The following is a 12561-nucleotide window of genomic DNA, read 5'->3' as shown; positions in this document are numbered from 1 at the left end:
AGGGAGGCGCTGAGTCAGACCGTCAGAAATCGGCTTTCAGTACCACGCGATAACGGGCTTTACCGTCTCGCACGTGCTGGATTGCCTCGTTGATTTTCGACATCGGGAACAGCTCGGTGGTCGGCGAGACCTTGCTGCGTCCGGCAAACTTCATCAGCTTACGAAGTTCATACGGTGTACCAGTCGCCGAACCGGAGACGCTGCGATCGCCTGCAATCAGCGTGAAGGCAGGAACCGGAAGCGGCTTCAGCACTGCGCCGACGGTATGGAAGTTGCCGCCGTAGGCCAGCGCTTCGAAGTAGGGCTGCCAGTCGAGATCAACATTGACGGTATTGATGATGAGATCGAACTGGCCCGCCAGCGCCGTTAATGCCTGCGGATCGCGGCTGTTCACCACTTTATCGGCACCCATCGCCAGCACTTCTTTCTCTTTCGCCGGGTTAGAGCTGAACGCGGTGACTTCACATCCCATTGCATGCAACAGCTTGATAGCGATATGTCCCAGTCCGCCAATACCGATCACCCCAACGCGGCTGGTGGCAGTGACGTGGTGCATCAGCAGCGGTTTAAACACCGTGATACCGCCGCACAGCAGCGGACCGGCGGATTCAATATCGATGCATTCTGGAAGCGGGATCACCCACTGCCAGTCTGCGCGCAGCTTCTCGGCAAAGCCGCCGCGATTAAGAATGGTGGGCACCGCTCCTTCCAGGCAGTTGATCTGATTACCGCTGATACAAGCATCGCAGTGACCACAGCTGCGCGCCGTCCAGCCAATCCCCACGCGCTGGCCGATCTTCAGGCCTTTCCCCTGCGCCGCGCTACCGAGGGCGGCCACGCGACCAATCACCTCATGTCCGGCAACCAGTGGATACTGAGAGAATCCCCACTCGTTGTCGATCATCGACAAATCGGAATGGCAGATACCGCAGTAATCGACCTGCACCTCGACATCTTCCGGCTTGAGTTCGCCTGCATCGTATTCAAAGAGTTCGAGTTCGCTGCCCGCCTCTTTTGCGGCATAGCTTTTAATCATCGACATCGTGTTTCCCTCAGTGTGGTGTTGAACAGAAAAGTGTAGAGCATGGGAAACGGCGTCGCTTTGCAGAAGGGGGGATTAAGAAGAGCGCGGGATGGATGTATGCTGATTTTTTCGACACTTAACGGAGAAGACACACGCTAGCGCTTGCATGGTTGCGTGCTACAGGTATAATCCACAACGTTTTCCGCATACCTCTTCAGTGCCGAAGTGGCGAAATCGGTAGACGCAGTTGATTCAAAATCAACCGTAGAAATACGTGCCGGTTCGAGTCCGGCCTTCGGCACCATACAAAGCTTTTTTTAAGTCTACCAACGTCTACTTTAGTCCATAAAAACAGTAAGTTAAGCAGGGTTTTGGCCTTTCTTAGTCTGTTCACGTCTACTTACTTCTATCCACATATACCAACGAATGATGGTATAACTGGTGGTATCTTCGGTTCGATTGATTTTGATACCAACAGCGGAGGTATCAACTGATGGCACTTACTGATATCAAAGTTAGGACTACCAAGCCCTCCGACAAACCTTTCAAACTCACAGATGGGCAGGGTATGCACCTGCTGATCAACCCCAATGGTTCAAAATACTGGCGACTCCAATACCGTTTCGATGGCAAACAGAAAGTTTTAGCATTGGGGGTTTATCCAATAGTCTCTCTTGGTGAAGCTCGCAGGAAACGAGATGAGGCCAAAAAGTTGGTATCTGATGGTATCGACCCTTCCGAGAAGAAAAAAGCCGACAAGATCGAGCAGAGCGAAGCTCTTACTTTTGAATCTGTTGCCAGGGACTGGCATAAGGCTTGTAAAAGAAAATGGTCAGATTCCCACAGCGAGAGAGTTCTAAAAAGCATGGAAGATGGTCTCTTTACTGCCATTGGTAAAAGAAAAATATCCGAGCTTAATACCAGAGATCTTCTTGCCCCTATCAAGGCTGTTGAAGCTTCCGGGCGATTGGAAGTTGCTTCCCGCCTACAGCAAAGAACAACAGCAGTAATGCGATATGCCGTCCAAAATGGGCTGATAGATTACAATCCTGCTCAGGAGATGGCAGGAGCTATTGCGGTAGCTAAAAGAGTCCACAGGCCAGCTTTACCATTCGAACGATTCTCAGAACTTTTAGAACGAATTGATAGTTTCAAGGGTAGAAAACTCACGAAGTTAGCCGTGAAACTCACATTGCTCATTTTCATTCGGTCAAGTGAACTCCGGTTTGCTCGTTGGTCCGAGATAGATTTCGACAATGCCATGTGGACTATCCCTGGGGAACGTGAGCCATTGCCAGGGGTCAAACATTCTCATCGAGGCTCAAAAATGAAGACCCCACACCTCGTGCCGTTAAGTCGTCAGGCTTTAGAACTCCTCAAAGCTATCAGAGAAATCAGCGGTGAATGTGAACTTGTGTTCATTGGTGATCATGATTTTAGAAAGCCTATGAGTGAAAACACGGTAAACAAGGCTTTAAGGTCTATGGGCTACGACACTACTGTTGAAGTATGTGGACATGGTTTTCGTGCGATGGCATGTAGTGCGTTGATCGAATCGGGAAAATGGTCAAGGGATGCTGTTGAACGGCAGATGAGCCACCAAGAGCGAAACTCCGTTCGTGCTGCCTACATTCATAAAGCAGAACACCTTGATGAAAGAAGGCTTATGTTGCAGTGGTGGGCTGATTACCTTAATGCCTTGAAAGATAGGTTTATCAGTCCCTTTGATTTTACAACAAAGTAGCTTGATCAACGATTAACTATCCACTGGCATAGCCGTGTGATATGATTACAATGGCTATATTTTTAATATAAATTTAATAGGTAAAAAATGTCCACAATTAACCCCGCAATTTTTTCTTTTTTCTCTGGTTCAGGATTTCTTGATCTTGGATTTGAAAAAAATGGTTATGAAGTGGTTTTCGTGAATGAATACCATGCTCCGTTTATGGATGCATATAAACATTCGAGGAAAAAATTAAATATAGCACCACCTCGTTTTGGGTATGCAGAGTGCAGTATTGAAGATGTAGAACATGAAAAAATTAAGTCTTCTATGCTTCAACTTAAAAATGAGGGGCGATTGACTGGATTTATTGGTGGTCCACCATGCCCGGATTTCTCTGTAGCGGGTAAAAATAAAGGTCGAGATGGTGAAAACGGTCGGCTTTCACAAAGCTATATTGATATCATTCTTGAAATGAAACCAGATTTCTTTCTTTTTGAGAATGTTAAAGGTCTATACCGCACCAGTAAACATAGGGAGTTTTTTGACCATTTAAAAACTCAATTAGAATCGGTTGGTTATTGTTTGCATGAAAAACTAATAAATTCTATTGAGTATGGTGCTCCTCAAGATAGGCAACGAATCATATTGATTGGTTTCCTTGATGAAAAATATGCAAGTCAGTTCAATTGGGGGCAAAGAGTCTACCCTGAAAGAACTGCATTTGAATATAAATGGCCGACGACAAACCAATTTTCAGAAAACACTTCTGTTATAAAACCAAAGGGTATCCCAGAAGAGTTAACAGTAGAGCATTGGTTCAAGAAAAACCAGGTTGATAATCATCCAAATGCAAAGCATGTATTCGCGGCAAGAGCAGGGCTTGCGAGGTTTTTGACTGTCGAAGAAGGGGACGATAGTAAAAAATCCTATAAAAGGTTGCATAGATGGAGATTTTCACCAACTGCTGCTTATGGTAATAATGAGGTACATTTACATCCTTATAAACCAAGAAGAATTACTGTTGCCGAAGCATTAGCAATTCAGTCTTTACCAAAAGAATTTGAATTACCTGCTTATATGACTCTGTCTAATATGTTTAAAACAGTCGGTAACGGTGTACCCTACTTAGCAGCGGCCGGTATTGCCAAATCTATTATAGAGCATTTAGGAATCGAATATGAGAGTAACTGCGGCGAACTTAGCACAGGCGATTGCCAATCTACCAAGAAACACGCAGTTTAATTATGTAAATGTGCGAAATTCGGGAAGAATCATTGTAACGAATGTCCAACTTCCCGAAGGCCCAATAGAATTTAAAAGATTCGATCCAAAAAAGGGTGAGACACTACATAGTTCTAAATCGGAAAGCATCTCCACACAAATGCTGTGGAGATTGGCTAATGCTTTACAGGAAGATGTCCCTGTCAATTTGGATCGTATTTTTGGTGCAAGCTATAATACACGTGCTGTTCTCGAAAGCCTTTTGGCCCATACTCCTGAGTTTTATTGGTGTAAGCTTGATCGCCTTGAGGTAATGAACACTCAGAAAAACATTAAAAAAGGTCACAAGCACCTTATTTATAGACCAAATGACCCACATGAAAATGGTGTAGCAATAGAACATATTACTAATGTTATAATTTCTGAAATGAATTTAGATGTTGTCCATCAATCAGTTGATATAGAGACAATCTTACCTACTAAAGGAATGACGATTGAGGAAAAAAGACGTCATGCACAAATTCAAATCTCATTAGTAAAAATAGGTCATTACTTAGGTTATCGAACATGGGTTGCAGCAAATGATCGAGGCCTCCAATATAATGGAAAATCTATAGCCCAAATGGATGGGGTCATAGATAATTTAAGAAATGAACAAGTGCTTCAATCATATGATAAAGCTATCAAGGAAGCTCGGCTTATAGATTGCATTTGGTTTCGAAATGGAAAATTAATGCCTGCAGTTATGGAGATTGAACATAGCACTGGTATTAAAAGTGGTTTGGTAAGAATGAAACAATTTTATGATTATGCACCACAGTTAAAAAATATACGTTGGACCGTTGTGGCACCTGACGAATATAGAAATAAAGTTATAGAGTTTTCTAATATGCCACAGTTTAAAGAATTAGATACTCGATTCTTCCCCTATTCAGCTGTAGAGGAACTCTATTCATTATGTGCAAGAAGGAATCCTCAAGGAATTACAGACGATTTCCTCGATGCATTCATGGAAAAGTGTGTGACACATTAGTACTCCATAATCAGTTACCAGAGCAAATTACTTTGCTCTGGTTGGTTAACTGAAAATTAGTATTAAAATATGGAGGTGTTTATTTTATAAATAAATATCAAATTTAATGTTATTTTCAATAATTATTTCTAAGAGCGGTTTATGAGAGCAATTAGCCCCTTTGAGGAATTGAAGAACTGGTTTAATCTTGATAACTACGAACCGATAAAATCGTTTACAATCAAGGAACTACATAGAGAAATTGTCTTTAGAGAAGTGATTTTTGATAGCATAAATTTTGAATGGGAAGATGAAAATCAAAATTTGAAGTCAATCCTTGACGGTAATCCCATTTTAAGTAGACAAGAAAATTATTATGATCCCTATGTTAAGGGACAAAAACATGTTGTACAGATAAGTTTCGGTGATATAGAAAAATTAGAGAAAAAACTAATAATGTTTGATATGGATTTCTTTGAAAAGAATGGTGATTTCAAGAAAGAATTAAAAAATAAACCCATAACACAAACCATGAGAGACTTTTTTCTCAACAAAAATAGCAGCAAGATGTATGTATCATTTGATTTGGGGTTATCTAGTGATGAGGAAATTATATCAGCCCTGCAAACTATGCTTCCAACTCTAAGGAAAGAATACGAGATTGATCCAGTAAAAACAGAAAAGATAGGGCTCGCAAAAATAAGAAAACTTGTCGATTACAACATTATTCCTATGATGGACCTACTAATTTGGTCAAAATTCAAAAAAGCAAAAATCTCAAATATGGTCTTGTCTCGTGTGTTGTATCCTGATTTCACTCACGAGATTAGAGGCGAAGATCACATTAAAGATACAGATAGGCCCGTTGCTGAGAAGGCTTTAAATGGAGAGATAACTCGTAGTTTGGAGTACTTTCTTAGTAAAAACAGTCATCTCATCAACATACCGATTTCAGAACTCGGATCTCTCTAGCTATAAATCATCATGCAATTGTCAAGGGGATGGCGAAAATATTTTTCTTCCCCTAAATTTCTCTCCATTCTTCCCTCATCTAAATTTTCAGTTATCAGCACTCCCTTCATAGATACAAATCTGTGTGGCTAATATCTCCTTAACGGAAGCGGAGGAGACAGCCAAATGAATACAACTAATCAAAGCTTAATTCGTTTACCAGAAGTCTTGAAACGAACTGGTTTCGGCAAGGCCTGGATCTATCGTCTGATCAGTGAAGGTCGGTTTCCGGCACCCGTTAAGATCGGAGTTCGTGCCGTTGCTTTTGTCGAGAGTGAAGTTGACGAGTGGATTCAATCAGTTATCGAAGCAAGCAGAATTAAAGTTGCTTAATTAAACCTGGGAGAGATTTTTATGAATATAGAAGAATTTATGAATGAAGAAAACCATATGTGCAATTTAGGCGAGGATCTTTTTTGCAAGATCTTCGAACCCGGAGCGATTTATGATTTGCCGAATAGCGATTTTAATAAAGAAATCATTTACTGGCTCAGTCAGTATCTTGTCGGAAATTTGAGACAGCCTTTAGACGCGATCTCTGAGCTTGATATTTTCGAGCAGTTTTATGTTTATGAGACATGGTTCTCACTAATTAAATGCCCAGATGAAATTAGAAATTTATCGAAGCGAATAATCCAATACCACATTGGATTGAGAACTCTTTTGTGAAAATGTAAAGTTTTACTCCATATTTTAACTTAAAACCTTACAAAATTACTTACATTATTTTGGATGCCGTTTATTAGCAAGGCAGTGAGATAGTTTCCCAAGTATTAGGTGTACATAATCTATACTAGATCTACCAGATGATAATTTGACAGGAATAATCGCCTATCTCACTGTTTTAATTTAAATAAATAGTTCTAACGATTCAAATAAATTTGTAAAACTACGAAATGCTTATTATTAATATATTGGAATTATACTTTTTGTAAGGTTTAGGAGGAAAATATGAGCAGTATTTGTGTAGATTCGTTTATGTTGGAAAATGGGGAGAGGTATTGTCATGTTGTAAATAAAAAAACTGGTGAGCCATTGTATTATCCAAATTTGTATATAACAACACAAGTCAGAAATCGGTCAGAGTCTATATCAACAATGAAAGTTATTGCCGGTAGCATTTCATTGTTATATCGATTCTTTATGAGGAAAGAGATCAATATTGATGAAAGAATTCAGAAAAGGATATTTCTGGCTCATCATGAAATTGATGATTTGATTGAGTTTACTTCATTCAATTTTAAAAGTGGTGTAGATAGTTATTTTGGCGTTTCAAATGTCAAAAAACCAACTAAGTATTTTCGGATTACAACAATAGCTAACTATCTGGAATGGCTATGTAAAATACTTCTTTCTCATACAGGTCAGAAAGATACAATTAAAGAGATACTTGTTTTCATTAACAACATAAAAAGAAAGAAACCAAGAAACAATGACAAATATGTTATGGATATCGAAAAGAGCTTAGACAAAGCTCAACTGGATTCTTTGTTTAGCATTCTTTCGCCAGGAAGTAACTTGAATCCGTTTACGGAAATAGTACAAAAAAGAAACAACCTAATATTCCTATTATTACATTGCTTTGGCATGAGAGCCGGTGAACTTTTGAATCTGCGAATTGGTGACATAGATTTTGCAGAATCAACAATAGCAATAAGGAGGAGAGCAAATGATAAAACAGATTCACGAGTTTATCAGCCATTAGTGAAGACTTGTGAGAGGAAGTTAATTGCTGATCCGAACCTTATATATGAAATTTCAGATTATATCTTGAATGATCGTAGGAAAGTCAAAAATGCTAATAAGCATGACTTTCTTTTTATTACCTACAAAGAAGGGAAGACTCAAGGGCAACCGCTGTCATTTTCATCATACCATAAGATAGTGAGTGTTGTTCGTCAATCATCCTCGCTTTTAAGTGGATTAACAGGCCATAAATTACGACACACATGGAATTATGAGTTCTCGAAAACAATAGATAAGGCTAAGGACATATCCGACGAAAAAGAGCAACGAATCCGTTCTTATCTAATGGGATGGTTACCAGGTTCAGACACTTCAATAATCTATAATCGCAGGCATATTTTTGAGCTATCGAAAAAAACTGCACTTGAGCAGCAAGAGCAACTATTCAAAGGAGGATTTGATGAATAATTTAATTAAACAAAACTCTGATAAAATGTCAATTCATGAACAAAAAGTCGTCACTTTGATTGAGAGCTATGGAATCAATATTAGAGACTTGATATGTGTTATGAACAAAAATTTGGTTTGTGGATTTGTGAATACATTACAGTATTATTTTTGTAGTAAAAGCCATTTGTATGTAAAAACAATAGTTAAAAATATGAAGAATTTTATTAACAATGTTTCTCCTAATTACATTGATGATAAAGTAATAATCCAATATCAAAATATGCAATCAGCAAATAAACTATCATATTTTCGAGGTTTACGGCCATTTTTTACTAAATGGTTTGAATTAGGATACCCCGGAATAGATGAAAGTGCTGTTGAAATAGCAAAGCATTTTGACCTAAAAATAAAAAAAGCTGGTCAACCTATATTACAAGATGATCCAACTGTGGGTCCACTGACTAAAGAGGAACACACTTCCTTGATCAAGGCTATGAGTCACGCATATAGCATAGGTGAACTGTCACTGTCAGATTATGCGATATCGCTATTAATAAGTCTTACCGGTAGAAGACCTCAGCAGTTAGTTATGTTGAAATATAAAGACCTTCTTCAAAAGAAGTTAGATAATGGTAAAGTAGAATATTTAATTTCAGTACCACGAGTTAAACAAAGGGGTAAACAACTACAATATCGAGAACTGCCAATAATCTCAGAGGTTGCATCAATTGTTCAACTTCAAGCTAATCATTCCGTGAGGCTTGTTGAGCAAAACCTTGGCAAAACCCTTGATGATCATGCCAAAGGCAAGGTTCCAGTTTTCTTGAACGAGGAAAAACTGCTTGATTTAGCCATAATAGATATTAACTTCCTGGAATCTAATAAAATATATGCAAAACCAACAATTGCTAATCGAGCATTAAAGAATATTGTTAATACTGGGAACTTAATTTCAAATCGTACAGGTTCTCTACTCAATGCTACTCCTCGCAGGCTTCGTTATACAATAGCAACTATGCTGGCTAAGGATGGTCATAATGCCAATACTATAGCTGAGTTGTTGGATCATTCTTCTACTTCAAGTACGGGAATTTATATTAAAAATCTTGCTGAGAGTGTTGAAAGGATTGATTCCGCTGTTTCAGAACAATTGTCATTTGTGGCTGAAATTTTTATGAATGGAATAAAGTCAAAAGAGATGACGAATTTCAAGTTTTGCTCTTCTAGAAAATGCCAAAGTCAGAATTTAAATGTAAATTTTCCTTGTAATGAATGTGCTTTCTTTATGCCAGTTGATATTGACGAGGTAAATCCCCGATGAACAATATTATTTTATTTAAATCTAAAAAACAACTTACGGCCGAAAATAATTATAATGAATTCATAAATTTTTGTCGCTATCAACTATCAGGACTCACCCAAACTCAGGATTGGGAACAATATGTCTGGAAAGGGTATGTAACCTTTAGAAAGATAGGGGTTGGACATAAAGCATTTAACTCCAAAGATGCAATGCATGAAGATTTTCTCGATTTTGCAAAAGCATATATCAGATATCAACACTCATTGAAACCCTTGAAAAATTATGGGGCTACAATGATGGCTTTGAGATGTCTCGAACAGGCTCTTTTGCAAGTTCTGAACAGTGGTCTCATTTATAATGTTACAGCCGTTGTTTTTGATGAGGCAATGCAAATCGGAAGTAAATATTTTGAAGGTAATGTTCTCGCTCAATGTGGGATACAGCTTGAAAAATTATCAAAATTTCTATGTGAACATAACCTTGTGAAATCAGGATACATATCTTGGAAAAACCATGTGAAGCAGAAGGTCAAAAACAACTATCTTCCTGAGATTGAGGACTATCACAGAAATGATAAGTTACCCGATGAAGCAGCATTACTTGCCATTGCTGATATTTTTTCTAAAAATGATGAGCTACTGAGTCCAAGGGATAAATTCACCAGTGCAGTATTTGCACTTCTGCTTTGTTGTCCGAGCAGAATTTCTGAGATTTTAGCCTTACCTGCTGATTGTGAGATTACACAAAAAGATGAGAAGGGTATCGAAAGATATGGTCTGAGATTCTATTCGGTTAAGGGGTATGGCCCCAATATCAAGTGGATTCCACAGGTTATGATACCAGTTGCGAAGAAAGCGATTAGAAGATTGCTTTCCTTATCACAAAATGCAAGGGAGTTTGCTCAATGGTGCGAAAAATATCCTGATAAATTTTACCAACATGAACTTTGCCCAAAAGTTGATGAAAAATCAAAGTTGACAGTTATACAGGTTTGTCATGCACTTGGTTACCCTTTACATGATCACAAATCTTGCGTTCTAAAAATTAAAAAGACAAGTCTGGATGGTGGGAAAAGTTTCTTAAACCCCAATGATTATAACTATTCATTGAGTGAGTTATGGGAAATGATTATCTCTGGTTTTAGTAAAGACTTTCCTTGGTATGATGAAGAAAAATCCATAAGATTTAGCAATGCATTATGTTTATTAAATCCTCGCCAATTTACTTTATCCCAAATGATTGATATCTACTTATTTCATAAGCCAACTAAAGGATTCTTTTTTAATGATATCCAAAATAAAAAACGTAATGAGCATGGATTTAAAAATATTTTCGCACGACACGGGTATTATGATATTGAAGGTCAGCCACTACTTATTCGCTCACACCAACCAAGACATCTTTTAAACACAATAGCCCATTATGGTGAAATGTCTGAACTGGATATAGCTAAATGGTCTGGTCGTGTCAATGTGAATCAGAACAGAGTTTATAATCACGTGTCAGAAGAAGATATGTTAGATAAAATCAAAACTATTAAATTGACCATGGAAAATTATTGTCAAAGGAAGTCAATACCCACAAATGAATTGACAGTTGATTTTGATAACCTGAATCAAGGAGCAATTCACTTAACAGAATTTGGCTACTGTGTGCATAACTATTTAGTTCGTCCTTGTACTAAAATCAATGAATTTATAGAATATGATAATAAAAGACTGGACATGAAACCAGTAGATAGAATTAGACTGGAATCAATCCGAGAAAAATTAGTGAAATTGATAAATATAACTCAGATCGCTTTTGAAAATGGTGACTATGGGGCTGATAAATGGTTGCAGCACCACGAAAAAAACTTGGAAAGAATTAATAAACTTTTGAATAATTGAAACAGGAGATGCATATGGCAAAACATTTAAACAGGAGTGAAATAAAAGCAATTACACACATGATATTGACTTGGGACGGCAAAATCACATGGAGTGATTTATGTGAATCAGTTTATAAAAATTTAAACAGAACTATCACAAGGCAATCTTTAAGTGCTCATGATGAAGTTGTTGAAGCATATAGAACAAAGAAAAATTTGTCCAATTTGAAAAAATCAGGCTTAAAGAAACCAGCCAATTTAACAATTGCGGCACAACAAATATTAAATCTTAAAGCCGAAAATGAAATGTTGAAAAAACAGAACAATAGATACAAAGAGCAATTTAGCTATTGGCAGTACAATGCTTACAGACACGGTCTTACTATGGAACAGTTGAATCGGCCATTTAATAAAAAATGACAATTGATAGGTTACGTCTATTGACAAGCTAAATAAATACGATAAATATAAATATATGGTCAGGAAGACTATTTCAATTATGCAAGGATGCATTTTATGGACAAAAGCAACATCAATCCAGAATTTACTCTGGAAGAGCAACTTATTATTATTGTCGATAAGTATATCTCAAAAAGATACCAGCCAGGCGATAAAAGTTTTTCATACCAGCTTTACTTAATTTTTGTGGGATACCATTTAAAATATTTCTACCCTAAAAGGATTTATTCCAAATCCAATCGTAATATTGATAACATAATGGCTATGTTTAGCTCGGTATACAAAAGTCTGACAAGCAATCTATTACAACGATTAAATAACAAAGAAGGGGTCCTAAGAGAGCTAAACTCGCTTGTGAATTTCATAGATAACAATCAGGAAAAAGCAGAAGAAGTTTATGCTGTTGTAAGAACACAGTATGAAGTGAAGGTTATCGAGAAAGAGTTAACCCATGAGGTTGTTAGAGCAAGAAATGTTAGATTATAAAAGCTCCCGAACGGGAGCTTCATTTTACTAATTTACTTTATTAATAACTTCCTACTTGCCAGCCATCATCTGATTTTATTAATTTAACTGTTCCAGCTTGCTTTGTTCCGCTCATATCCATAATTATATTGCACTTATAGCTTTTATCAGATTCTTTTGTGCAATCTACTTTTTTTACTGAAGTCAGATAGCTTCCAGTCCATTTTCGCATAGCTTTAAAAATATCATCTTGGGAAGGCTCACTGCTACATGCAGTGAGAACAAATGCAGAAATAATAACAGCAAGGACCGAAGATATTTTCATTAGACT

At 37.8% G+C, this 12561-nt stretch carries 13 protein-coding genes and 1 tRNA gene; 12 read left to right on the top strand and 2 right to left on the bottom strand.

Annotated elements, in window-relative coordinates; translation table 11 throughout:
• Window positions 1-22 precede the first annotated feature (22 nt).
• Window positions 23-1042, bottom strand: coding sequence for an NAD(P)-dependent alcohol dehydrogenase (locus HVZ37_RS19275; RefSeq protein ID WP_054177061.1), 1020 nt, complete (start codon window positions 1040-1042; stop codon window positions 23-25).
• A gap of 201 nt (window positions 1043-1243) precedes the next feature.
• Here HVZ37_RS19275 and HVZ37_RS19270 point away from each other — a divergent pair.
• The 12 genes from HVZ37_RS19270 (at window position 1244) to HVZ37_RS19215 (ending at window position 12251) form a co-directional block, all read left to right on the top strand.
• Window positions 1244-1328: transfer RNA gene (locus HVZ37_RS19270), tRNA-Leu, on the top strand.
• Between the two features lie 189 nt (window positions 1329-1517).
• The gene (locus HVZ37_RS19265) at window positions 1518-2768 is read left to right on the top strand and encodes an integrase arm-type DNA-binding domain-containing protein (protein ID WP_094883016.1); all 1251 of its coding nucleotides are present in this window, start codon (window positions 1518-1520) and stop codon (window positions 2766-2768) included.
• An 87-nt stretch (window positions 2769-2855) separates the two neighbouring features.
• Window positions 2856-3995, top strand: coding sequence for a DNA cytosine methyltransferase (locus HVZ37_RS19260; protein WP_001399625.1), 1140 nt, complete (start codon window positions 2856-2858; stop codon window positions 3993-3995).
• Entirely contained in the window at window positions 3931-5007 is a 1077-nt protein-coding gene (locus tag HVZ37_RS19255; protein WP_032301165.1) for a hypothetical protein, read from the top strand. Before HVZ37_RS19260 ends, HVZ37_RS19255 begins: the two co-directional genes overlap by 65 nt.
• Before the next feature lie 141 nt (window positions 5008-5148).
• Window positions 5149-5958 carry a DUF6387 family protein gene (locus HVZ37_RS19250; protein ID WP_094883017.1) on the top strand — a complete coding sequence of 270 codons (810 nt, stop codon included), beginning with the start codon at window positions 5149-5151 and terminating at the stop codon, window positions 5956-5958.
• A 165-nt stretch (window positions 5959-6123) separates the two neighbouring features.
• Complete coding sequence (locus HVZ37_RS19245) at window positions 6124-6330, top strand: AlpA family transcriptional regulator (RefSeq protein ID WP_094883018.1); 207 nt, start codon at window positions 6124-6126, stop codon at window positions 6328-6330.
• 21 nt (window positions 6331-6351) lie between these two features.
• A complete protein-coding gene (locus HVZ37_RS19240; RefSeq protein WP_094883019.1) occupies window positions 6352-6666 on the top strand; it encodes a hypothetical protein in 315 nt (104 codons plus the stop codon).
• Window positions 6667-6948: 282 nt separating this feature from the next.
• Window positions 6949-8151, top strand: coding sequence for a tyrosine-type recombinase/integrase (locus tag HVZ37_RS19235; RefSeq protein ID WP_181627894.1), 1203 nt, complete (start codon window positions 6949-6951; stop codon window positions 8149-8151).
• Complete coding sequence (locus HVZ37_RS19230; RefSeq protein WP_094883021.1) at window positions 8144-9454, top strand: tyrosine-type recombinase/integrase; 1311 nt, start codon at window positions 8144-8146, stop codon at window positions 9452-9454. The genes HVZ37_RS19235 and HVZ37_RS19230 overlap by 8 nt, the downstream gene beginning before the upstream one ends.
• Window positions 9451-11325, top strand: coding sequence for a DNA-binding protein (locus tag HVZ37_RS19225; RefSeq protein WP_094883022.1), 1875 nt, complete (start codon window positions 9451-9453; stop codon window positions 11323-11325). Before HVZ37_RS19230 ends, HVZ37_RS19225 begins: the two co-directional genes overlap by 4 nt.
• Window positions 11326-11339: 14 nt before the next feature.
• Window positions 11340-11726 (top strand): hypothetical protein, encoded by a 387-nt coding sequence (locus tag HVZ37_RS19220; RefSeq protein WP_001062153.1) that lies wholly within the window; start codon window positions 11340-11342, stop codon window positions 11724-11726.
• A gap of 87 nt (window positions 11727-11813) precedes the next feature.
• A complete protein-coding gene (locus tag HVZ37_RS19215) occupies window positions 11814-12251 on the top strand; it encodes a hypothetical protein (protein WP_176452531.1) in 438 nt (145 codons plus the stop codon).
• Window positions 12252-12291: 40 nt separating this feature from the next.
• Here the strand turns inward: HVZ37_RS19215 and HVZ37_RS19210 are convergent, their stop codons facing one another.
• Complete coding sequence (locus tag HVZ37_RS19210) at window positions 12292-12555, bottom strand: hypothetical protein (RefSeq protein ID WP_032291778.1); 264 nt, start codon at window positions 12553-12555, stop codon at window positions 12292-12294.
• Window positions 12556-12561 lie beyond the last annotated feature (6 nt).

The sequence above is a fragment of the Citrobacter sp. RHB35-C17 genome (genome assembly GCF_013816795.1).
Classification (GTDB): domain Bacteria; phylum Pseudomonadota; class Gammaproteobacteria; order Enterobacterales; family Enterobacteriaceae; genus Citrobacter_A; species Citrobacter_A amalonaticus.
Note: the sequence above shows the minus strand (reverse complement) of the source record. Positions and strands in the feature narration are given on the sequence as shown.